19 protein-coding genes are annotated in these 22,694 nt (G+C 46.4%); 15 read left to right on the top strand and 4 right to left on the bottom strand.

Annotated elements, in window-relative coordinates; translation table 11 throughout:
- Nucleotides 1–116 precede the first annotated feature (116 nt).
- Entirely contained in the window at nt 117–1,577 is a 1,461-nt protein-coding gene (locus tag QUA54_RS24455) for a serine/threonine-protein kinase (RefSeq protein ID WP_333416676.1), read from the bottom strand.
- 139 nt (nt 1,578–1,716) lie between these two features.
- Nucleotides 1,717–2,721 carry a LysR family transcriptional regulator gene (locus tag QUA54_RS24450; protein WP_172190853.1) on the bottom strand — a complete coding sequence of 335 codons (1,005 nt, stop codon included), beginning with the start codon at nt 2,719–2,721 and terminating at the stop codon, nt 1,717–1,719.
- A gap of 291 nt (nt 2,722–3,012) precedes the next feature.
- On the opposite strand from QUA54_RS24450, the gene QUA54_RS24445 reads away from it, so the two are divergent.
- From QUA54_RS24445 to QUA54_RS24405, 9 genes are all read left to right on the top strand, one after another.
- Nucleotides 3,013–3,726, top strand: a complete 714-nt coding sequence (locus QUA54_RS24445; protein ID WP_333198206.1) for an NnrU family protein — start codon at nt 3,013–3,015, stop codon at nt 3,724–3,726.
- Between the two features lie 44 nt (nt 3,727–3,770).
- Nucleotides 3,771–4,148 carry a thioredoxin family protein gene (locus tag QUA54_RS24440; RefSeq protein ID WP_333416675.1) on the top strand — a complete coding sequence of 126 codons (378 nt, stop codon included), beginning with the start codon at nt 3,771–3,773 and terminating at the stop codon, nt 4,146–4,148.
- A gap of 331 nt (nt 4,149–4,479) precedes the next feature.
- Nucleotides 4,480–6,525 carry an NAD(P)H-quinone oxidoreductase subunit 5 gene (locus QUA54_RS24435; protein WP_333416674.1) on the top strand — a complete coding sequence of 682 codons (2,046 nt, stop codon included), beginning with the start codon at nt 4,480–4,482 and terminating at the stop codon, nt 6,523–6,525.
- Between the two features lie 448 nt (nt 6,526–6,973).
- Nucleotides 6,974–8,560, top strand: a complete 1,587-nt coding sequence (gene ndhD1 / locus QUA54_RS24430) for a photosynthetic/respiratory NAD(P)H-quinone oxidoreductase subunit D1 (RefSeq protein WP_445301583.1) — start codon at nt 6,974–6,976, stop codon at nt 8,558–8,560.
- Nucleotides 8,561–8,715: 155 nt separating this feature from the next.
- Nucleotides 8,716–9,702: a restriction endonuclease gene (locus tag QUA54_RS24425; RefSeq protein ID WP_333416673.1), complete on the top strand. Its 987-nt coding sequence runs from the start codon at nt 8,716–8,718 to the stop codon at nt 9,700–9,702.
- A gap of 262 nt (nt 9,703–9,964) precedes the next feature.
- The gene (locus QUA54_RS24420; protein ID WP_333416672.1) at nt 9,965–10,201 is read left to right on the top strand and encodes a type II toxin-antitoxin system Phd/YefM family antitoxin; all 237 of its coding nucleotides are present in this window, start codon (nt 9,965–9,967) and stop codon (nt 10,199–10,201) included.
- A complete protein-coding gene (locus QUA54_RS24415) occupies nt 10,198–10,581 on the top strand; it encodes a type II toxin-antitoxin system VapC family toxin (protein ID WP_333416671.1) in 384 nt (127 codons plus the stop codon). Before QUA54_RS24420 ends, QUA54_RS24415 begins: the two co-directional genes overlap by 4 nt.
- Before the next feature lie 392 nt (nt 10,582–10,973).
- On the top strand, nt 10,974–11,693 hold the full coding sequence (locus QUA54_RS24410; RefSeq protein ID WP_333416670.1) for a class I SAM-dependent methyltransferase: 720 nt from the start codon (nt 10,974–10,976) through the stop codon (nt 11,691–11,693).
- A gap of 48 nt (nt 11,694–11,741) precedes the next feature.
- On the top strand, nt 11,742–12,086 hold the full coding sequence (locus QUA54_RS24405) for a hypothetical protein (protein ID WP_333416669.1): 345 nt from the start codon (nt 11,742–11,744) through the stop codon (nt 12,084–12,086).
- Here QUA54_RS24405 and QUA54_RS24400 read toward each other — a convergent pair.
- Nucleotides 12,057–14,567: an ATP-binding protein gene (locus QUA54_RS24400; protein ID WP_333416668.1), complete on the bottom strand. Its 2,511-nt coding sequence runs from the start codon at nt 14,565–14,567 to the stop codon at nt 12,057–12,059. The genes QUA54_RS24405 and QUA54_RS24400 overlap by 30 nt on opposite strands.
- Nucleotides 14,568–14,885: 318 nt before the next feature.
- On the opposite strand from QUA54_RS24400, the gene QUA54_RS24395 reads away from it, so the two are divergent.
- Nucleotides 14,886–16,286 (top strand): AAA family ATPase, encoded by a 1,401-nt coding sequence (locus QUA54_RS24395; protein ID WP_333416667.1) that lies wholly within the window; start codon nt 14,886–14,888, stop codon nt 16,284–16,286.
- Nucleotides 16,283–16,933: a retron system putative HNH endonuclease gene (locus QUA54_RS24390; RefSeq protein WP_333416666.1), complete on the top strand. Its 651-nt coding sequence runs from the start codon at nt 16,283–16,285 to the stop codon at nt 16,931–16,933. Before QUA54_RS24395 ends, QUA54_RS24390 begins: the two co-directional genes overlap by 4 nt.
- Before the next feature lie 119 nt (nt 16,934–17,052).
- On the opposite strand, the gene QUA54_RS24385 is transcribed toward QUA54_RS24390, so the two are convergent.
- Nucleotides 17,053–17,790, bottom strand: a complete 738-nt coding sequence (locus tag QUA54_RS24385) for a LuxR C-terminal-related transcriptional regulator (RefSeq protein WP_333416665.1) — start codon at nt 17,788–17,790, stop codon at nt 17,053–17,055.
- Nucleotides 17,791–17,889: 99 nt separating this feature from the next.
- On the opposite strand from QUA54_RS24385, the gene QUA54_RS24380 reads away from it, so the two are divergent.
- From QUA54_RS24380 to QUA54_RS24365, 4 genes are all read left to right on the top strand, one after another.
- The gene (locus QUA54_RS24380) at nt 17,890–18,564 is read left to right on the top strand and encodes a DJ-1/PfpI family protein (RefSeq protein ID WP_333416664.1); all 675 of its coding nucleotides are present in this window, start codon (nt 17,890–17,892) and stop codon (nt 18,562–18,564) included.
- 1 nt (nt 18,565) lies between these two features.
- Entirely contained in the window at nt 18,566–18,994 is a 429-nt protein-coding gene (locus QUA54_RS24375; RefSeq protein WP_333416663.1) for a DUF6220 domain-containing protein, read from the top strand.
- 891 nt (nt 18,995–19,885) lie between these two features.
- Nucleotides 19,886–20,887 carry an ABC transporter substrate-binding protein gene (locus tag QUA54_RS24370; protein WP_333416662.1) on the top strand — a complete coding sequence of 334 codons (1,002 nt, stop codon included), beginning with the start codon at nt 19,886–19,888 and terminating at the stop codon, nt 20,885–20,887.
- Complete coding sequence (locus QUA54_RS24365; RefSeq protein WP_333416661.1) at nt 20,884–22,617, top strand: ATP-binding protein; 1,734 nt, start codon at nt 20,884–20,886, stop codon at nt 22,615–22,617. The genes QUA54_RS24370 and QUA54_RS24365 overlap by 4 nt, the downstream gene beginning before the upstream one ends.
- The last annotated feature ends 77 nt before the right edge of the window (nt 22,618–22,694 follow it).

Genomic DNA, 22,694 nt, shown 5'->3' with positions numbered 1-22,694 from the left:
AGTCATTAGTCATTAGTCCAAAACTTAAATAATAGCGGTAAGGTGCGCGACCCGGCGCACCCTACATAATAGCAGTTGTGGGTCCAAGAATGGGTTATTAGTCATTAAATATCGGCTTAAAAAATATGAGAAAGTAACTTATAAATCAACCGAAAAATAGCTGTTCCAGCGATCGCCCCCAAAGCACCCAACCATCCCACAAATAACACGCCTGTGAGCGGAGAATTAGGATAAATCGCAACTGCCGCCGTCTGCAAAGCCGGGAAAAACCACAGCAAAGCCAGAGTACCTGCGCCAATAATCAACATCTCAGTCTGTTCGATCGCCCTGCGGTACTGCCCGTAAATCAAACCCGCCACAATCATTCCCAACAATCCGATACCAACACTCGGAGAAAACGGTAAACTCGTCAGGGCGATCGCCAGCAACCCACCCTCAAAACCCGTAAACGCCGCCCCGGACAAAACCTCCCAAATCGAAAAACCACTTCTCGGCGAAGGTTGCAGGGCAGACGGAGGAGTTGCAGGAACAGGCACAGGAGGCTGCTGAGTCGGCGGTAGCTGCTGAGTCGGTAGGGGAGTCTGAGTCCTGACTGTCGGCGGTACCACGACCTTCGTAGGCTGTTGAGAATTGTATTTCAAAGCCGCTTCCACCTCCGCTGCCGACTGAAAGCGCTGGCTGGGAGCTGATAATAACATTCGATCGAGAACGTGAGCCAAACGCGAACTTACCTGCACCCGCGACTGCCAATTCCACTCATTTCTATAACTATCAAACAACTCCGCCGGCTGCAAACCGCTCAGCAAAGTAATGCAAGTCACACCCAAAGCATACAAATCCGTTGCCGGATACACTTCTTGTCCGCTCATCTGTTCTGGCGGAGCGTAACCCAAAGAATAAATACCAGTCGAAGCTTTTGCACTCCCAACACTTTGTGTTACTTGTTTAACAGCCCCAAAATCTAATAAATAAAGCCGACCGTTTTTACCCCGCATAATATTAGCAGGTTTAATATCCCGGTGAATTGAACCGCGAGAGTGCACAAAATCGAGAACCTTCAAAATTTCCCGCAGCACCTCCACCGTTTCCGCCTCCGAAAACTTGCCTTTAACAGCCAGTTCATCTTCCAAATTTTCACCGTCAATAAATTCTTGAACCAGATAGAAAAACTGATCGTTTTTCCCAGCCTGTAAACTCGTAACAGTCAGCTCAAAAAACGCCAGCAAACTCGGAATTTGCGAATGTTCGTTTCCCAGTTCTTCCAGCACCGCCGCTTCCCGTTCAAAAAGAGTTTGAGCGATTTTTAGCTGTGCCGGAGTCAGACTTACCGACGGCTGCAAAAGTTTAGCAACGCACTGCCGCATCGCCGGAGTATAGCGGTCTCGGGCCAAAAACGCCGCCCCAAAACCGCCTTGACCCAACAACCTCACGGGCAGATAGCGACCGCTCAAAATCAGAGGCATCCCGCAAGTCGTGCAAAACTTTTGCTGCACCGTTTTCAGCAGCGAACTGTCATTGAGGTCGGGAAAATAGTTTTGAGGCCGCGGGCAGCCCGGGCGGGTGCAGTAAACTTCCATTTTTTTTTACTAAGAAGAAGGAAGAGGGAAGAAGGAAGAGGGAAGAAGGAAGAGGGAAGAGGGAAGAAAAAGTGATTGTTAAATCAGATTCCAATTTCTCAACTAACCGCGAACTGCTAACTGCCGGCGACCTAAAAGATTAACTTCCCGCCGAGTTCGGAGTTGCTATTTCTATGAATCCCAACTCGATCGCCGGGGGTTCTTTCTTCTCGTGGATGGTGGAATAAGTAGCAAACTGGGGCAAAATTTCATTGCTGAAAGCCTCCGCAGCTTTAGAACGGTAGCGGTTGGGGTTGTAAATCAGGGACAAAATCCGAGTTACCAAAACTTCGTTCATTTGAGATTTGTGCAAGACGCCCATGAGCAACTCTTTTTCGATCGCCGAAACCGAGACAAAAGCAGCTCCCAGCCCCGACTGAACGGCATTTTTAATTGCTTCGATCGAATTTAGCTCCATCTCAATTTTCAGGCGGCGCGTGTCAATGCCGCAGCGAGTCAGTACCTGATCGATTACTTTGCGGATAGTAGACTGCGAATCGAGGGATATAAACTGCAATTTGTAAAGGTCTTCTTTTTGGATACTTTCTTGTTGTACCATCGGGTGAGATGGAGGGAGAATCAGAGCCAGTTCGTCCTCAGCGTAAGGAACAATTTCTAAAGCTTCTACAAGTTCGGTAGGAATTTCTCCGCCAACAATTGCCAAATCGATTTGCCCGTTGGCCACACTCCACGCCGTGCGGCGGGTCGAGTGAACGTGAAGCTGTACCGCCACATCTGGGTACTTTTGGCGGAACATCCCGATCATCCGGGGCAGCAAATACGTCCCCGTTGTTTGAGAAGCGCCGACGATCAAAGTACCGCCTTGCAGATTTTGCAAGTCTTCCAGAGCTCGACAAGTTTCCTGGCAAAGCGATAAAATTTTCTCGCCGTAACTCAGCAGCAGGTGTCCGGCTTCGGTCAGTTGCGCCCGCCGCCCCCCCCGGTCAAACAGCGGCACGTCCAATTGTCTCTCTAAGTTTTGCACCTGCAAGCTAACTGCTGGCTGCGATACATAGAGGCTGTCCGCGGCGCGTTTGAAGCTTCCTTCAGAGGCGATCGCCTTGAGAATGCGTAACTGGTCTAAAGTGAAAGGAAGGTCAGACATATATCTAAATTGTCAGTTGGTGTAGGGGCGGGTCTTCTGTCAATCTCTGCGGTCAATCGACAAGCTTGTTCGATTTGGAAAAGTCGGAGTTGACTTCGATTTCAGTCATTTGGCTGCAACAGACGCAACCTTACAGGCACTTTTACTCGTCCTCCGTCGTCTGTCTTTAGTTGTTATTCGGTCACTAATGACTGATGACTGATGACTGATGACTGATAACCGCTGAATGCTCCCATAGATACTTTGTGACACAAATTGGCAGAGAATCAATAACTTTTCTTAATATTTGCAATGACGATCGACTTGGCGCTCGACTCCCACTTAGTTATTCTGGGCTTGTTACTGGTTTTTGCGATCGCCCACAGCGGTTTAGCAGCCCTCCGGCCCAAAGGTGAAAAGCTGATCGGGCCGAGACTTTACCGCGTTTTGTTTGCCCTTGTCAGTTTGCCGCTAGCCGTCATTCTGGTTGTCTACTTTTTCAACCACCGTTACGACGGTTTGCAGCTTTGGCAAGTACAGGGAGTACCCGGAGTTAAACCCGCAGTTTGGATACTTTCGGCAATTTCCTTCCTGTTTCTGTACCCAGCAACTTTCAACCTCCTAGAAATTGCCGCCGTCCAAAAGCCCCAAGTTCACCTCTACGAAGCCGGCATCATTCGCATCACCCGTCACCCGCAAATGGTGGGACAAGTGATTTGGTGTGTGGCCCACACGCTGTGGATTGGCACTAGCTTTACCCTGGTCACTTCCATCGGTTTGGTACTTCACCACCTGTTCGGAGTGTGGCACGGCGACAGGCGACTTCAGGCTCGTTTTGGAGAATCCTTTGAAACCATCAAATCTCGAACCTCAATAATTCCATTTTTGGCAATCCTACAAAAGCGTCAAACCCTTGATTTGCTTGAGTTTCTGCGCCCTTCCTACGTAGGTGTAGTCATTTTTACTGGTTTGCTTTGGAAAATTCATCCTTTTTTGATGCGTGTCACTAGGAACATATACTGGTAGCATGATCCCTAGGATAGAAAAAAATTATTAAATTTTGAGGGATCATGGTGTTGTCCGTCAGCGAACGCACTTTTGCACAAGAGGTGTTTCAAGCCTCTACCCCCGTTTTAGTTCACTTTTCGGCGCCTTGGTGCGGTTTGTGCCGCGCGATCGACCCCACGCTTAAGACTTTTGAGGAACAGTGGGCAGAAAAAGTCAAACTCGTAGGGGTGAATGCGGATCAATGTTTCAAGTTAGCCCACACTTACCGGCTGACAAGTCTGCCGACGCTGATTTTGTTTGAGGGCGATAAAGTTCGATTTAGATTTGAAGACTTCCAAGGACGCGAGGAACTGCGGCGGACTCTGGATTCGTGGATGCTGGCGGCTCACGTAGCTTCCCCATCTCAACGGCTGCAACGCCAGGAAGTGGCCAAAAGGTAACGGTTCCAAGGGATTCGGCTCTTGTTTACAAAGCCTTCGGCTTTTATGTAGAAAGCAGAAGGCTTTCCCCATTTGTCCATCAAGGATCTGACACCACAATAAATCTCGCCGTCTTGAATTCACAGGACTGTGAGATTTGTCGTATAGTTTCCGTTTTCACAGGCATAATAATTTTCGGCGTTTAGTGCGATCGTCTCGCTCGTGATTGCACTCAGCTATAGCAATACTTAAAGAATTGGATCGAGTATTTTGGCCCAGTCGCGCAGGCGTGTGTCACAATTGTTTACAGTTTTGGCAATATCTAGTAGAAACTTTAAACTACCTATCAGTCATGGAACTGCTTTATCAATACGCTTGGCTGATTCCAGTCCTGCCGCTGGCAGGCGCAATGCTAGTAGGTCTAGGCTTAATCACCTTTAACCAGGCAACCAACAAACTCCGACAAGCGAATGCGATATTAATCGTCTCCGCACTCGGAGGGTCAATGGTACTCTCTTTCGCATTGCTGTGGAGTCAACTACAGGGCCACGCACCCTACACCCGCACTATTCAGTGGGCTTCTGCAGGCGACTTCTCGCTGAATATGGGCTATATCATCGACCCCCTGACGGCGGTAATGCTGGCGATCGTAACCACGGTCGCCTTTTTGGTGATGATTTACACCGACGGCTACATGGCTCACGATGACGGGTACGTGCGCTTTTATGCCTACCTGAGCATCTTCAGCGCGTCGATGTTGGGTCTGGTAATCAGCCCGAACATCGTTCAGATTTACATTTTTTGGGAACTCGTAGGTATGTGTTCGTACCTGCTAGTCGGATTTTGGTACGATCGCAAACCCGCTGCTGACGCTTGCCAAAAAGCTTTTGTCACCAACCGCGTCGGCGACTTCGGCCTGCTGCTGGGCATCCTCGGCATTTACTGGGCCACCGGCAGCTTTGAATTTGAGGTGATGGGCGAACGCCTGCACTCATTAGTCGAATCCGGTGCTCTTTCGGCGACTCTGGCGACAATCTTCGGCGTCCTGATATTTTTGGGGCCAGCAGCCAAATCCGCTCAATTCCCCCTCCACGTCTGGCTCCCAGACGCAATGGAAGGCCCGACACCGATTTCGGCCTTAATCCACGCCGCGACAATGGTAGCCGCCGGCGTATTCCTGATCGCTCGGATGTACCCAGTCTTTGAAGGGCTGCCGGCCGTCATGAATTTGATCGCCTGCACCGGCTGTTTTACGGCATTTATGGGTGCTTCGATCGCGATTACCCAAAATGACATCAAAAAAGGCTTAGCCTACTCCACCATCTCCCAACTCGGCTACATGGTGATGGCAATGGGCATCGGCGCATACAGTGCCGGACTTTTCCACTTGATGACTCACGCTTATTTCAAAGCAATGCTGTTCCTGTGTTCAGGTTCAGTCATTCACGGTATGGAAGATGTCGTCGGCCACAACCCCGCTCTCGCTCAAGATATGCGAGTCATGGGCGGCTTGCGCAAATATATGCCGATTACCGCTAGTTGCTTTTTGATCGGCAATTTAGCAATCTGCGGAATTCCGCCGTTTGCTGGTTTTTGGTCAAAAGACGAAATCCTCGCCAGCGCCTTCGCAGCAAATCCCGCTCTGTGGGCGGTTAGCTGGCTGACGGCCGGGATGACCGCGTTTTATATGTTCCGGATGTATTTCAGCACCTTTGAGGGCGAATTCCGGGGAAATGACAGTGCCATCAAGCGGCAACTCCTGCAACCCGGTGTTGTTTTTGGCCCGGGAGCGATGAACGTTAAGGAATTGGCACCAACTGGCGACAGTCACGACGATCACGACCATTTCCCTCACGAATCTCCTCTGACAATGGCTCTGCCGTTAGTGTTGCTGGCAGTACCTTCTGTGTTTATCGGTTTTCTCGGTACGCCGTTTGCCAATTATTTCGAGCAGTTTGTTCGCGCTCCTGGCGAGTCTCTCGAAGAAGTTTTGGAACACGCTGCTGAGTTCAATTTGACGGAATTTTTGATTATGGGCGGAAGCTCTGTAGGTATTGCTTTGCTGGGCATTACTTTGGCTTCTCTGATGTATTTGAGCCGTAAAATTGATGCTGGGGCGATCGCCCAAAAAATCAAACCGCTTTACGAGTTCTCCCTCAACAAGTGGTATCTCGACGATATCAACGATTTTCTCTTTGTCAAAGGCAGCCGCCGTTTGGCGCGGCAAGTCATGGAAGTGGATTTGCGAGTCGTCGATGGTGTAGTCAACTTAACAGGGCTGATCACCCTGGTTACGGGCGAAGGTTTGAAATACTTTGAGAGCGGTCGCGCTCAATTTTATGCCCTGATTGTGTTTGTCGCAGTTCTGGGTTTTGCGATCGTTTCGGGAGTCAGTTAAATCTGTAGGGACACGGCATTTAGTGTCAACTTAATGTCAAACCTAGTACGGGTCTAGTGTCTGACGATTAGCGTTCGATCCCCCTAGCCCCCCTTCTTAAAGGGGGGACAGGAATCTTCTCAAAGTCCCCCTTCTTAAGGGGGATTTTGGGAGCTCTAGACTCAGGTAAAAGCAATATTTATCAAGGGTTTTAGGCTTAAAATCACACGCTTTGGGCATTGCCGTATCCTCACTAGGAGATATTTTAAGAACTGGTATCAGGTTAATAAATCACAATTGACAGTTAGCAAATAGAAATAAATCTTTTATTAAAATGAACTGTTGCGATCGCATAATTTGTCCAAATAATAGCAAAAAAGTTTGTTCCGTATAAAGAAAGTATAAAATTTAGGCTAAAATTGCAAAAAGGTGTTTAAACCTAATAACTGATGGATCATTTTAAAACGCAATGGATACAGCTAACTTTCCCTGGTTAACAACAACAATTCTGTTTCCCATTGCTGCGTCCTTGCTGATTCCTTTCATTCCCGATAAGGATGGCAAGACGGTGCGGTGGTATGCGCTAATTGTGGGTTTGATTGATTTTGCTCTGCTTGTTTACGCTTTTTACACTCAGTACGACTTTAACAATCCGGGACTGCAACTGGTAGAAAGTTACTCTTGGGTGCCGCAACTCGATTTAAATTGGTCTGTGGGTGCTGACGGGTTGTCGATGCCGCTGATTTTGCTAACGGGTTTTATTACTACGCTAGCTACTTTAGCGGCTTGGCCGGTTACTTTTAAACCAAAGCTATTTTACTTTTTGATGTTGGCAATGTACGGCGGGCAAATTGCAGTTTTTGCCGTGCAGGATATGTTGCTTTTTTTCTTAGTTTGGGAACTGGAATTAGTGCCAGTTTATCTGATTTTGTCAATCTGGGGCGGCAAGAAGCGCCTCTACGCAGCAACTAAGTTTATCCTGTACACCGCAGGGGGTTCGCTGTTTATTTTGGTTGGCGCGCTGACGATGGCGTTTTACGGCGATACGGTGACTTTTGATATGCGGGCGATCGCAGCTAAAGATTACGCCCCCAATGTAGAATTGCTCCTGTACACAGGTTTCTTAATAGCTTACGGCGTCAAACTGCCAATTTTTCCGCTCCACACTTGGCTCCCTGACGCTCACGGGGAAGCAACCGCACCCGCCCATATGTTGCTAGCAGGAATTCTGCTAAAAATGGGCGGTTACGCTTTACTGCGGATGAATGCGGGAATGCTCCCAGATGCTCACGCTACCTTCGCACCGATTTTAGTAATTTTGGGTGTGGTAAATATTGTTTACGCCGCCTTAACTTCTTTTGCTCAGCGCAATCTGAAGCGGAAAATTGCTTATTCTTCCATTTCGCACATGGGGTTTGTGCTGATTGGGATAGCTTCGTTTACCGATTTGGGAACTAGCGGTGCAATGCTGCAAATGGTTTCCCACGGTTTAATCGGGGCGAGTTTGTTCTTTATGGTGGGTTGCACTTACGATCGCACTCACACGCTCATGCTGGACGAAATGGGCGGTGTAGGGAAGAAAATGCGTAAGGTTTTCGCGATGTGGACTGCTTGTTCTATGGCTTCTTTGGCTTTGCCGGGAATGAGCGGTTTTGTAGCAGAATTGATGGTGTTTGTGGGTTTTGCAACGAGCGATGCTTACAATCCTGTGTTTAAGGTTTGCGTGGTATTTCTAGCAGCAGTCGGGGTGATTTTGACTCCGATTTATCTGCTGTCAATGCTGCGGGAAATCTTCTACGGTCCTGAAAATAAGGAATTGTCGGAACACGAAGAGTTGGTGGATGCGGAACCGCGAGAAGTGTTTATCATTGCTTCGCTGTTAGTGCCGATTATTGGCATTGGTTTGTATCCGAAAATTCTTACTCAGGTTTATGATGCGACTACTGTACAGTTGACTGCAAAGTTGCGCGATTCTGTGCCGTCGCTTGTGGCGAAGGCTGCTGCGGATAAAACTGTGTCTTTGAGAGCACCTGCGATCGAGCCGAGTAAGTTGTGATTTAAACTGGATTAAAAAAGGAAACCCCCAAACCATTTTAAAGATAGGGTTTGGGGGTTTTCTATTTTTGTTTTCGGTGGGGCGATCGAAACTGAATTATTTGGTGGTTGTGGTATCCTAGTGGAGTATCTGTTAAAAACATTACATTAGCAGCCATGCCGACAGCTTCCACAAGTAAGTTACCAACACCTAAATCTTGGGATGAATTTGAGGATATTACATGGGAAATTTATAAACGAAAATGGCACGACAATCATGCACAGAGATATGGCAGAAGTGGACAGGCACAAAATGGTATTGATATTTATGGTCGGCAAAACAGTTCCGGCAAGTATATAGGTGTTCAGTGTAAAAGATATGAAGATAACAAGCTAAACCAGCAAATAATCAAGGAAGAGATTGTTAAAGCAGAATGCTTTTCACCTCCACTCAGTGAGTACATTATTGCAACTACGGCATCAAGAGATACAAAGCTTCAAGATTGGGTTCGGTCTTTAAATGAAGAGCGTGTATCAGAAAATAAGTTCCCTGTCTATATAGTCTTTTGGGAAGATATATGCAATGACTTGGTAGATCCCAATAATCGTGATTTACTCAAGAAGTATTATTCTGAGTGGGAACAGATATTTAGCAATCAAGAGAAAGCTATAAGTGAGCAGGTGGAATCTATTCATTGTCTTTTGAGCTTTGAAATACAGCAAGACTGCAACTTACTTCAGGAACTTCTTAATCAAAACGATCGAGCTTTATCCGAAAAATGGCAATCGTGCTTTAGTCAAAATCGCGGTGTATGGCGAGATACCTCGTCCCGTTTACTTCTTGCTCGAAGTAGTAGAGAGCTAATGTCAAACATTCAATTTTTTTACCAGCAATTGGATGATATTGAGATGATCTGCAAAAGTCTACTTGCCTTGATATCTAAAATTCAATCTCTTGAGTCAAAACCCAAATATAATGGTGGTGGGATATTGGGAGATGATAGAATACCTCAACCAGCTTGGGTTAATAACTACTTCAACGAATTAGACGCGATAAAATCAATTAATTTAAATAAAAGCTACTCTACGAAGTTCAATAAACTGAAAGAAAAAGTTCATGAAACGCTGAATATTGGCAATCAAATAACTTGTGAGTTCAATTAAATTATGCAATTGCTCGGAATTGATATAACAAGCCCGTTGTAGGCACACTGTATCGAGGTCGTTGAAGGTGGAGTTGAGAATTTTCAGGAACCGATCGTGCTTCGTTCGCCATACCCCATATTTCAAAATTACCAGTAGATCGATCAATCTTTAATTCACTAAATATGATTCAAGACTTATCCTAACTGGGAGCATAGGCTCCATCATCTACAATTGAGTGAGGCGGAGTATTCTCTATGGAGCTTTATACTGAGGCATTTTTATGTTGAACGTGACAGTTGACGAAATTCAGCGCGATCCTTCAAAGTATCTGCGTCAAGTGGAGGCAGGTGAAACTTTTGTTATCCTGCAAGCAGATAAGCCGATCGCCGAACTAAGACCTATTTCTAGCAGCAAGCAATTGCGACCATTCGGTTTGTGTGCAGGCGAGTTTACTGTTCCAGATGATTTCGACGCTCCTTTGTCGGAAGATATCCTCAGTGCATTTGAAGGTAAATGAAGATTCTGGTAGATACCCACATCTTTTTATGGTTCATCAGTGGTGACACCCAGTTATCAACAGATGTTCGAGATGCAATTCGCGCTCCAGATAATGAGGTCTATTTGAGTGCAGTTTCAGTCTGGGAAGCAATTGTCAAGTACCAGTTGGGTAAGTTACCTCTGCCGGAGCATCCCGAAACATATTTACCCAAACAGCGCGATCTTCATCAAATTGTCAGTCTTTCTCTTGATGAAAGTAGCGTAGCTCAACTGGCTAAACTGCCACCATTACATCGCGATCCATTTGACAGAATGCTTATCTGTCAAGCTTTAGAGAATGGTCTGACTATTGCGACAGTTGATGGGGCAATTCGTGCCTACTCGGTCAGCGTTATGTAGCAGTTCACGCTTATTTGCCGCCGCACAACTTCATGGTGCCATTCGCGATCGCAATACCCAATACTTTAAAATTACCATTTGGTCGATCGCTCTTCAATTCTGTACGATCGCTCTCTTAATTTCTATCCTGATTGTTATGCCAAGAGTGCGATTTTTGTCAAGGGCGATCGCGCCCTCGCAAGTTGTAATTTGAACCGGATGCGAGGAAGAAAACCCCAAAACCCGTTTAATAATCGAGATTTTGAGGTTTTATATATTTTTTTTTGCGATCGAGCTTTTAGGATTCTTATTACTTTTGTTTTGCCCCAACCCAGTAAGTTTTGAAGCGAGGGGCTAAAATCCAATTCAGATAGCTATTAAAATACAGGTTGCAAGCTTATTGGCTTTCCAGAATGCAAAATCAAGAGTCACCTATTGTTTTCGATCGAGAACGCGCTTCTTCCTACGACAAAAGATTCGCTAAATTGGCTCCGATGCGCGACGCACTTCATTTACTGATCCGCCTGGTACTTTCCGAACTTCCTACCGATGCACGGATTCTCTGTGTCGGTGCGGGAACCGGCTTGGAATTGATTTATCTGGCTCAAGTGTTTCCACAGTGGCAGTTTACTGCGGTAGAGCCTGCGGCACCGATGCTTGACATCTGTCGCCAACGCGCCGAAGAGTGCGGTATCGCGTCACGTTGCACTTTTCACGAAGGCTATCTCGATTCACTGCCCGCATCGCACTCTTTCGATGCGGCGACTTGCCTTCTGGTTTCTCACTTCTTTATACAACAAGATGAGCGGCGCAACTTTTTTAGTCAAATTGCTTCACGACTTTGCCCTAACGGATATTTAGTTAGTGCAGATCTGGCTTCCGATAAGTCTACTTCAGCGTGCCAAAGCCTTTTCGAGGTTTGGCTGCGAATGCTGAGGTATTCCGAAGTGCCTGCTGAGGAGATTGAAAAGTTTCGTGCTTCTTATGGTCGAAATCCTGCTGTGCTACCGCCACTTGAAGTCGAATCAATAATTGCATCCAGCGGCTTTAATACACCTGTATTGTTCTTACAGACCCTTCTGATTCATGCCTGGTATGCTAGGCGAACACCACCCTCGCTAGAAGTTAAGTGATCGACAGCAGGCGAAAAATCTCGTGAAGTGGAATGACCAAAACCAAGTGTGAGGTTGCAAAGTTTTCTGGAAGCCCCTGAACCGAGTCGCGCCGAAGAGCGATCGCAATACCAATACCGAATACTTCAAAATTACCTGCAGTCGATCGCCCTTCAATTCGGTATTGCGTTAGCGAAGCCCTCGAAGAGGATCGCTCTCTTAATTTCTAGCGTTATTGTTCTGCCAAGAGCGCGATTTTTGTCAAGGGCGATCGCGCTTCTAAGATTCTTACCGCTTCCGATCGAGCAGTTGGCGGTAATTGACACCCCGCTCGATTATTTTACCGCCTCCGATTGTTTGAGGGCTGCACTGAACGCGAAATGGTTAAGATTCAGCAGCGATCGGGAATGCTAAAATTGTCTGTTGCCGAATGGGGAGCTGAATCACAAACTCTGTGCCTGAGCCAGGTGTAGAAAAACACTTGATTTTACCGCGATGTTTTTCAGTAATGATTTGATAACTAATCGACATCCCCAAACCCGTACCTTTACCGATGGGTTTGGTGGTGAAAAAAGGGTCAAAAATTCGCTGCTTCACTGAGTCTGGCATACCGATTCCGTTATCAGCGATCGCCACCTCCACCCATTGATTGTCGATCGCAGAAGTCCGAATCGTAATCTGGTTCGGGGTGTCTTTAAGCTGCTGATAGGAGCGTTTGGTATTCATGTAATCTAGGGCATCCAGAGCATTGACCAAAATATTCATGAATACCTGATTGAGTTGTCCGGGGAAACATTCCACCTTGGGCAATGTGCCATAGTCTTTAATCGTTACCACGCCTGGAGACTCTGGTTTCTCTTTGAGCCGGTGTTGCAAAATCAGCAATGTACTTTCAATTCCCTCATGGATATCAACATCTTTGAAGTCTGCTTCATCCATGCGAGAAAAATTTCGCAACGAGACGACAATACCGCGAATTCGCTCGGTGCCTACCTTCATAGATGACACGATCTTTTGAATATCTTCAGTGAGGAATTCCAAGTCAATTTCCTCTGCCATTGCTTGCACGTCTGGATCGTTGCTGGGATGGCGCTGTTGATAGAGTTCGATCATCCGCAGCAGATTTTGGGTATATTCGTCCAGGTGGGTGAGATTACCGTGGATGAAGTTGACCGGGTTATTGATTTCATGGGCAATTCCGGCAACCAACTGTCCCAAGCTAGACATTTTTTCGCTTTGGATAACTTGCATCTGGGCTTTTTTCAGTTCGTTTAGGGTTGTCTCGAGTTCTTTAGCTTGCACGGTTGAGGAAATTGCTAGTTCTTCGATCGCAGCAACCTGGGGCAGAGTTGTCCAGCAAGCAATCGCCACTCCCACAAATGCCAGCGTCATCAACACAATAATCAGCAGATAGGGGTTCTTGGTTCCGACTTCTACCCGCAGCCAGGATCTGATCAGCCAACTGATTGTCGCTGCACTACAAATCAGCGCAATCAAAACTCCGATCTGAAGCACTACAAAATCTTCGTTTTCAGGATGGTTTAGCGGCTTGGCATGGAGTCGATCCCACCACGGTAAGTGCAAAGGTGCCCAAGGAATCCGCCGAATTGCAGCGTCGATCGCGATCGCAGCTAACGGCAACAGCAACCCGATGCCAAAATCCATCCATCCCCAGCTAACACCACCCACCACCAGCGAAATGAACTCCACCACCAGCAATGCTAAGGATAGTCGCCCCCAACGCACGACTGGATCGTTGCGCTGCATCCACAGCCCCAAGTGCAACCCCATGATAGAAATGAAAAAACTCACCCCTGACACCACGACAATTCGAGTGGTGTTGCCCCAGACTAAAAATCCTAAACTACAGATAAAGGTTAGCAGCAGCGCGGGTTCTAGGGAACCCCGACGGGACGCTGCGCCAAACACTGGAGACAACAGCCCATCCTGCGCGAGTTGGAAAAGGATGCGGGGCGTATTGCAAACGCTAGTCGCAGATCCCAACAAACAGCAAGCCGTAACCAGCAATGTGACTATGACAGGGGCAGCGTCTCCCCAGAAAGGCTTGGCAGCCGCCAGGAAATTGCCGTACAAATTGCCTTCTAAACCCGCAGCGGTTGCCAACTGCAACAAGACTAAAGTGCCACCCACAAACACCAGAGGCATGAACCAGGCAACCCAAGACAGCGCCTTGAGGGTGTCTTTTGGGTGGAGACTGTCGGCTACAAAGGATGAAGCTGTGTCGCAGCCATAGAAGCTATAAGCGGCAAACAAGTACCATTTCAGCCAATCCTGGACACTGATGGCATCAATGCTGCTGGGCAAGAGTCCGGGGCTTTGGGGCGAAAAGGCAAGCCAGCCTAAACCCTGAACGCAGAAGAGGAATAAAAAGCCGATCGAAGGAAAGACAAAAAAGAGGTGCAGAATGGCGACGGCGCGGGTGCCACTGAATGCTACAAAGTAAGCGATCGTAGTGAAACCGATCTCAAACACTTTTTCTGGAATCTTCAGCCCCATCGGTTCTAAATGGAATTGGATCAAATCTGTGATGACGATCGCATTAATGGCCGGAAAGGAAACCCACCCCAAGTAGTAGGCAATCCCCAAGTAACGGGAAAGGGCAGGGTAACGATGAAGCAATCGCGTGATGTAATTGGGTGTTCCCCCAGATACATCTGGATATTTCTCACCCAAACTCTGAACTTGAAGGTTAAACAGAATTCCGACGATCGCACCAGGAATCCAGACCAACAGCGATGCGGAGCCAATTTCTGCTTGCATCGACGGTGCTAAGGTAAACCACATCAGATATCCAACCACACTAAACCCCCAAGCTTCCGCAGAGGACATGGTGCGCCGGAGGCGATTCAGAAATGGCACACGATCTATTTCCATAACAAGCAGATAAAAGTAATCCTATTGTGATACAAGTGTATTTTCCACAATCAAGAAAAAAACACATACCTAGTGTTTCCTTCTCGGGCTGAAAACTGTCAGCTCGATCTGATGTAGCTGTAAAAGATTGAGGCGTAATCAGTTAAGGTTGCTAGCGATCGCAATACTCAATACCCAATAATTCAAAATTACCAGTGAGCCAAGCGCCATTCAATGAGCGTGCGTAAGCGTTGCCCTCGAAGAGGATCGCTCTTTTAGTTTCTAGTCCGATCGTTCTTTTTTGTGAGACATATAGATATCCTATAATTAAAGCTGTTGGTGTCGTACTACGATGATTTCTATGCTACAAATTACAAGCTGAATACAGATCGACAGTGGGACATTAGCATGAGAATTGACCGAGTAGAAATCGCAAACTTCAAGAAATTTTCAGACTATACCCTTGACTTGCATCCCCAATTTACCTTGCTAGTTGGGGACAATGGCACAGGTAAAACGACGATCCTCGATGCTTTGGCGATCGCGGCTGGAATTTGGCTGGTCAACTCCCCCGACACAACCCTCAACAATAGCCGCCGTAACATTCTTCCCTCAGAAATTCGCTTAGAAGCGATCAAATCCGACACCATCACCCAATTTATAGAACGAAAACCCGTCCAGATTAAAGCGACCGGAACGATTAACAGTCAGCCAGTCCAATGGCTCAGACAAATCAAAACTAACGGCTCTAGAACCTCCAACACAGAAGCCAAAGACGCTCTAGCAATTATCTCCCCTTTATTTCAACAGGTTGAAGCAGGCGAAAAAATTTGGCTACCCATCATCGCCTACTACGGAGCAGGTCGAGCTTGGCTACCCTCCAACCAACGCGACCCCAAAGCCACTACCCACGCCAGCCCCGCCCGCCGTTGGTATGCCTTCTATGACTGCTTTGAAGAACGGATTAGAATCGCCGATATCCATACTTGGTTTCAGAAAGAAGCGATCGCTTCGGTCAATCGACAGGGACAAATGCGCCCTGGTTACAAGGTGGTAAAGTTGGCTATTTTGCGTTGTATTCCCAATGCAGATGACCTATGGTTTGACCCAGAGCGATCGGAAATAGTTGTTTCTATCCAAAGGAACCCCCAACCCTTTAGTAACCTTAGTGCAGGTCAAAAAATGATGGTAGGTCTAATTGCCGATATTGCCATCAAAATCGTTACTCAAAATGCCTCTTTCCTAACCGAAAAATCAGAATATATATCTAGTCAAAAATTGCCTCTGATTTTGCAAAAAACACCAGGGCTAGTCTTAATTGATGAAATAGATGTACATCTCCATCCGAAATGGCAACGTCAAGTTGTGAATGACTTCACCAAAACCTTCCCCTCAATCCAGTTTGTTTGCACTTCCCATTCGCCCCTTGTTATTGGTGAAGTCGAAGCAAGCTGTATTAGAAACCTCGAACGTGATGAAGAAACTGGCAAAGTTATTTCTACAATTCCATTAGAATCTTATGGTCTTGATGCCAACCGAATACTAGAGGAGCAGATGGGAGCGTCAGAACGTAATCAAGAGGTAGCAGACAAGCTTCACGCTCTTTTTAGACTAATTGATGATGAAAATTTTGATGGCGCACGTCAAGCTATGATGCCCCTTGTTGAAAAAATTGGACACGAAGCTCCTGAGATTACTCAGGCTCGATCGCTGATTAAATTCTTAGAAGGCAATGAATGAGAAATATCCCGAAAAAGACCGAACCAACGTCGTTGACACAGCATCGGTGCAATACAAATAGTGACTATGATAACTATGCCGAAAAAGATGACCTGAGAGCAAGTCTGGTGAGCGAGCAAAGAGGAATTTGCTGTTACTGTATGCGACGGATTCGTCCTGACTCAGAAAACATGAAAATCGAACACTGGCAAAGCCAAGATCGATACCCTCAGAAACAGCTAGAATACAATAATCTCCTTGGGGCTTGTCGAGGAGGAAAAGGGCAAAACAAAGATAAACAGCACTGTGACACAAAAAAAGGAAATCTCGATCTAACTTTTAACCCTGCCGATCCATCTCATAACGTCGAAGGTAAAATACGTTTCTTGGCAGACGGTAAAGTTGTATCAAATGATCGCCAATTCGATAAAGAAATCAATGAAGTCTTGAATTTGAATGAAAAGGCGTTGGTTGGTAATCGTCAAGCAGTATTAAAAGCCTTTCGCAAAGGATTGATTCAAAAACAACCCTCTGATGCAGATATACGAAAAGAACTACGCAAGTGGAATGGCGATAATGGAGGAGAACTAGAGCCATTTTGTCAGGTTGTTGTTTATTATCTTCGTAAAAAGATCGATAGAATGACATCAAAAAGAACTTCCAAATAAGCCTTTGAGAATGCGATCGAAGATGTCCTCCCAGGACCGAGCGCCATTAGGGGATGAGAACGCATCCTTCTGTCAGCATCGCACCGAGGGAGAGACCAAGCCAACGTGTTCCGGGGAGTTTAATGTTTCATTTTTACACTTGGCAAATGGTGTTTTGTCGCGGAAAGCTGTGCAACCATTTCTGCACGAGACGAAACCTCAAGCTTGCGGAACATTCGCTTCAAAGCTTGCTTCACTGAATTCTCAGTAATCCAAAGTTCCCTCCCGATTTCTGCGTTGGTTCGCCCCAAAGCAACCAATTCGGCAATTTGCAATTCACGAGGCGTTAATCGATCGCTCTTGAAAGATTGGTGTTGCGATTTTCCTATGCCCGTTGGGCAGGCTTCGCCAACGGAAACACTTCGCGATCGCACTGTTGCAGCCCAAACAGACAAATGCAAACACATCGCACTCAAATCGGCTAAATTTTGCGTATCAAAGGCAGGCATTGACTGTTCGCGGGTGCAACCCACTACACCCACTAATTGACCGCGATTGACGATCGGCCCCGCCATCACGTGCCAATGATCGGGGCGGGGACAAATGATTGCCCACGCCTTGGGCGATGTTACTAATCCTTCATGCACAGGCGTATGGCGCTCCGCTAAGTAACGTGCAACAGGATTATGTTCGACAGATAACGCGACTTTTAGTAATTTCTGAAGATTTCGATCGGCTAAAAGCTGGTCGAAAAAAAAGATTCCCGATCGCTTAGTTGCAAAATACTCGCCGATTTTGGGCACGACTTGCGATCGCAAATCTTGTTCATCCGTCACCTGGTCAATTTCTTTAAATAAAAGCTGCAAGGAAATTGTCATGCTGTCAAAAAGAGTACCCGATCGAGGACTAGGCGAAGTCGGTTGCTACTTCTAGTATAAGGACAGATTTAATCGCAATCGCCCCAAGGAGATGAATTCATGACTGACTCACAAAAGCATATCATTGGTTTGGTATTTTATCCTGGCATGACATCGCTGGATATTGTGGGACCGCAGCAAGTTTTTAGTGCGTTGCCAGGTGTCCAGATTCATCGGATCTGGAAAACGCTAGATCCGATTAAAACCGATGACGGCATGATGGTTTTGCCTGATACCACCTTTGAAAATTGCCCGCGCTTGGACGTTATCTGTATTGGCGGCGGCTTGGAGCAAGGGGCAGTAGAAGACGATCCAGAGATACTAGCATTTCTTCGCAAACAAGGCAGCACCGCCAAATTTATCACTTCTGTCTGCGGTGGATCGCTATTTCTGGCGAAAACCGGACTGCTGTTCGGCTATCGAGCGACGACTCACTGGGCAATGCGCCAACAACTGGCAAAGTTTGGCGTTGAGGTTGGCACAGAGCGCATAGTAATCGATCGCAATCGTATTACTGGTGGAGGCGTGACAGCAGGTATCGATTTTGGCCTGACGATCGCTAGCATCCTTTGTGGTGAGGAAGTAGCCAAGATTATTCAACTATTACTGGAGTACAATCCCGCCCCGCCATTTGATGTCGGTTCGCCAGAAAAAGCGGGAGCTGAGTTGGTCGATAAGGCAATCTTATTTATGCAGGGGATATCGAGTTTAGAAGTAGCAAAACAGGCAGTTTGACATGAACACAACTTCGGAAATCGATCGCGATCGTACTCCCACACATTGGGTACAGATAGGTTTTTATACAACTTCAATCGTCTTTAACCTCTGCTTGATTGCTCAGTTATTAACAGTTGGAGTTGCCTACTTTAATGACCCTTCCTGGTGGAATATTCATGTTTGGCTAGTGCGAGGCTACGGTGGATTGTCATTAATATTATGGGGATGGTCATCGCTCGCCCCATTCTCACGCAAAATACGACATCTGGCTGCCACTCTACCTGTGCTGCTTGGGCTGCAATTTGTCAGCATTCATCTCAAAACACCTCTCCATCTAGAGGTGTTCCATCCTCTGATTGGATTTTCGCTCCTCTATGTTTCTTCAACCCTTGTACACAGCACATCGCGCATTTTATCAGCCACCAACTATCAGAATGAGCAAGCTTGAGATTTAGAAATGACGCAAGATGCAATCTTTACTCCCTTCTTTGCAACAGTGCAGCACTTATCAACTTTGGCACAGCACAATTGATTAACCTCGCTCAAATGAGCTAGAACTTGTCAACAGTCGCCGAACAATGAGCGTGCAGCGGAAAGCCGGCCCTGTTTCTGCGTGTGTGTTCGGGGTATTGCGGGGCAGTCTGCCACTGAACCGAGTCGTTAGATCGCGATCGCAATACCTAATACTTTAAAAATACCAGTAGAGCGATCGCCCTTCAATTCTGTGCGTTAGCGAAGCCCTCGAAGAGGATCGCTCTCTTAGTTTCTAGCCTGATTATTCTGGCAAGAGTCCGATTTTTGTCAAGGGCGATCGCACCGAGCAAGTTTTGATTCGATCGGGATCTTACAGGCAAAAAACATAGCAAGAAAACCCCCAAATCCCGTTTAAAAATGGGGTTTGGGGGTTTTCGTTGAGGCTGGGAAGCATTCTCATCCGGCTGATCTCGTTACCGATCGCGATCTGGGACGGAATATTCCTATATTGATGAACCGTGGATTGCAGTCGCTCCGGAACCGCCATAGCAACGAACCCCTCAACTCCAGGAAGCGATTCGCATCGCAATATCGGCGTTGTGTAGAAGTTCTCACCACATTTCCCTGCTGATGAATTCGTAGATTTTTATCTGCGGGAATCAGCGACGATTTCTTGATTTTGGTTGGATTTGGTAATGAATTATCAGCGAGGAGAATAGTTCTATTTTACATTTGTTTTAGGCGTTTTTTCAGGGAATGACATCCCGAAAAGTTCTTGCTATCATCGACGAACAAGAGCGTTGAGGCTGCATAGATGACTGGCAAAGCTCAGACGGGGACTAGACAATTATTGCGTAGGTGTTGGTTGACCTTAACGAAATGGCGATCGCTCGGTGTCCTCTGCGTTTTGACACTGGCGGTTAGCCTGATTGTAAATGCCTGTAGCCTGGCATCACAACAACTAGCTCCCCTGCGCGTCGGCATCACCAGTTGGGCAGGATTTGATATTGCACTTTATGCTCAGGAAGCAGGCTTATTCAAACAGCGCGGATTGGACGTGCAACTCATTCGATTTGAGAATCAACAAGATTCGACTCGCGCCATGCTGCGCGGTACTCTAGACGCAACTTTTGTCTCTTTGTGGGATGTGGTTCAGTCTGATTCGGGTAGTGACAAGCCTGCGGTGGTGATGGTAACAAATATTTCTCATGGGGCTGATGGTATTGTGGCTCAACCTGCAATCAAGTCAGTGGCAAACCTTCGCGGTAAAAGAGTCGGAGCGAAACTGGGAACAGTGAATCATCTGATTTTATTGGAGGCCCTCAAGTTGCACCAGATTAAACCCGAAGAGGTCAATATTGAAGATATTTCTAACGAGAGAGCGGTTGATTTGATGCAGAAGAAACGTTTAGATGCCGCCGTGCTCTGGCAACCGTTGCTAGGGGAAACGGCTCAAACTATTAAGGGTAATATTATTTACACTACTCAGGAAATTGATAGTTTAATCGTTGATACGTTGGCTTCTCGGTCAACTATTACTCGCACGAAGAAAGCTGAATTGAAGCAATTTATCATGGCTTGGTTTGATATTATGAGTGCAGTGGAAACAAAGCCGAATGAAGTGTTTCAAAAGGTTGGAAAAAGCCTGGGACAGAAGAGTTCGGCTTTTGCTAAAGATTACGCGGGTCTGAAAAAGGGTGACATTGCTATGCAACAACAGATGTTTAAGTCTGGTCGCTTACCAGAAGCGATCGCTCAAATGGCTAAACTATTGAAATCTGACCCTCGTCCCGGAAAGATACCGCGTCAGGATGTGGAGATTAATACTGAGCTCGTAACTACAGCGATCGAGGAGTGGCAATTATGACCAAATGGCTGCATCCCCATAGCTTGTCGCAGCGCTTGCTGGTTAGCGTTGGGTTGTCGATCGCCACTGTTGGACTGGCAACCCTCGGACTCAACTATCGGCTGATGCAGTCTGACTTAGAAACGCAAGTTCATAACCGGGCTCAATCGATTACACAATCGCTAGAGTTTTCTACAGAAGGCTTACTAGAGTTGGAGAATAAAAGCATTCTGCGACGGGTTGTGCAAAATTTTGCCACGATGCCCGGTGTGGTGGAAATTGCGATTGTCGATCCATCTGGAATAGCGATCGCCCGCAGCCCTCAGAATGCGACTAATCAGCCATACACTTCCATTTATCCACAACTCGCACAACCACTTTACCAAGCGGCGACCACAGGCATTGAAGTCAGCCACAATATGGTCGTGGACAGCAAGCCTGCGATCGCGCAAATTCTGCCTTTTAGTAGTACCTTGTTTGGCACATCCCAACGACGGGGAGTGGCGATCGCGCTACTCGATCTCAACCAAATGCAGCAAGCTACCGACAGAACCTTCATTACCTCAACTTTGTCATTGCTAGTTGGCATCATCACAATTTTGTTAATCATGGGGATACTCCTTCAGAAGAATGTATTGCAACCCTTGCGGGACTTAAACGAAGCAGTTTTTCAAAGTAAAAAAACTGGCATTTTTCCTATGCCAAAGACGATTCCAGCTAACGAAATTCAATTTTTGGCAAGCACATTTGAGGAAGTATTCCGACAATTGGAAATCCACGAGCAACTCACCGCCGAAATTGCTCAACGGAAACAAATAGAAGTCACATTACGCGATAGCGAAGCCAGAGAACGAGACAAATCTCAGCAGCTTGAGCAGGCAATTGAGAATTTAAAACGGACGCAAACCCAACTGATTCAGACAGAAAAAATCTCATCTTTGGGGCAATTAGTTGCAGGAGTAGCCCATGAAATTAACAATCCGGTCGGCTTCATTCATAGCAATCTAATTCATGTACAATATTATGCTGACAGTCTATTAAATTTGGTACACCTATATCAAAAGCATTATCCAAACCCAATTGACGAAATTGAGAAAGAAGCAGAAAATATTGAGCTGGATTTTTTGCAAAATGATTTACCTAAAATCCTGAACTCAATGAGAATTGGGACCGATCGCATTCGCCAGATTGTGCTGTCACTCCGCAATTTTTCCAGGATGGATGAGTCAGAATTTAAAGAAGTTGATATCCATGAAGGAATTGATAGCACGCTGTTAATTTTGCAACATCGTCTCAAAGCGCGGCCCGAATATCCAGAAATTAAAGTCATTCGAGACTATGGCGATTTACCGCTAGTTGAGTGTTATGCCGGACAACTCAACCAAGTATTTATGAATATTTTGGCAAACGCTATTGATGCACTGGAAGAAATAAATACTCAACGGGTAGCTTGCTCGATCGAGAAGCACCCATGTTGTATTACAATTTGTACCTCGGTGGTAGATTCGCAATGGGTTAAAATTGCGATCGCCGATAATGGCAATGGAATTCCCGAATCAATTCAAACACAGATATTCAATCCATTTTTTACAACAAAGCCTGTAGGGAAGGGAACCGGAATGGGAATGGCGATTAGTTATCAGATTATTACTGAAAAACATGGTGGGACGCTTAGGTGTTTTTCCACGCCAGAAAAAGGGACGGAGTTTGAAATTTGTATTCCTGTTCAGCATAAAAATTTAACTTTTTAATGGGTCTTCTGGGTTTGAGGTGATAATAAAAACTAATTAGAAAAGCCAGCTAATAGTCGAGCTCGAAAATTGTCGAA

Source organism: Microcoleus sp. MOSTC5, from assembly GCF_036701825.1.
GTDB lineage: Bacteria > Cyanobacteriota > Cyanobacteriia > Cyanobacteriales > Microcoleaceae > Microcoleus > Microcoleus asticus.
This window is presented reverse-complemented; position numbering and strand designations above follow the sequence as displayed.

Bases quoted from the DNA above. Each gene is read 5' to 3' on its own strand.
- QUA54_RS24455 (WP_333416676.1), bottom strand. From the start codon at position 1,577: ATGGAAGTTTACTGCACCCGCCCGGGCTGCCCGCGGCCTCAAAACTAT.
- QUA54_RS24450 (WP_172190853.1), bottom strand. From the start codon at position 2,721: ATGTCTGACCTTCCTTTCACTTTAGACCAGTTACGCATTCTCAAGGCG.
- QUA54_RS24445 (WP_333198206.1), top strand. From the start codon at position 3,013: ATGACGATCGACTTGGCGCTCGACTCCCACTTAGTTATTCTGGGCTTG.
- QUA54_RS24440 (WP_333416675.1), top strand. From the start codon at position 3,771: ATGGTGTTGTCCGTCAGCGAACGCACTTTTGCACAAGAGGTGTTTCAA.
- QUA54_RS24435 (WP_333416674.1), top strand. From the start codon at position 4,480: ATGGAACTGCTTTATCAATACGCTTGGCTGATTCCAGTCCTGCCGCTG.
- ndhD1 (WP_445301583.1), top strand. From the start codon at position 6,974: ATGGATACAGCTAACTTTCCCTGGTTAACAACAACAATTCTGTTTCCC.
- QUA54_RS24425 (WP_333416673.1), top strand. From the start codon at position 8,716: ATGCCGACAGCTTCCACAAGTAAGTTACCAACACCTAAATCTTGGGAT.
- QUA54_RS24420 (WP_333416672.1), top strand. From the start codon at position 9,965: ATGTTGAACGTGACAGTTGACGAAATTCAGCGCGATCCTTCAAAGTAT.
- QUA54_RS24415 (WP_333416671.1), top strand. From the start codon at position 10,198: ATGAAGATTCTGGTAGATACCCACATCTTTTTATGGTTCATCAGTGGT.
- QUA54_RS24410 (WP_333416670.1), top strand. From the start codon at position 10,974: ATGCAAAATCAAGAGTCACCTATTGTTTTCGATCGAGAACGCGCTTCT.
- QUA54_RS24400 (WP_333416668.1), bottom strand. From the start codon at position 14,567: ATGGAAATAGATCGTGTGCCATTTCTGAATCGCCTCCGGCGCACCATG.
- QUA54_RS24390 (WP_333416666.1), top strand. From the start codon at position 16,283: ATGAGAAATATCCCGAAAAAGACCGAACCAACGTCGTTGACACAGCAT.
- QUA54_RS24385 (WP_333416665.1), bottom strand. From the start codon at position 17,790: ATGACAATTTCCTTGCAGCTTTTATTTAAAGAAATTGACCAGGTGACG.
- QUA54_RS24380 (WP_333416664.1), top strand. From the start codon at position 17,890: ATGACTGACTCACAAAAGCATATCATTGGTTTGGTATTTTATCCTGGC.
- QUA54_RS24375 (WP_333416663.1), top strand. From the start codon at position 18,566: ATGAACACAACTTCGGAAATCGATCGCGATCGTACTCCCACACATTGG.
- QUA54_RS24365 (WP_333416661.1), top strand. From the start codon at position 20,884: ATGACCAAATGGCTGCATCCCCATAGCTTGTCGCAGCGCTTGCTGGTT.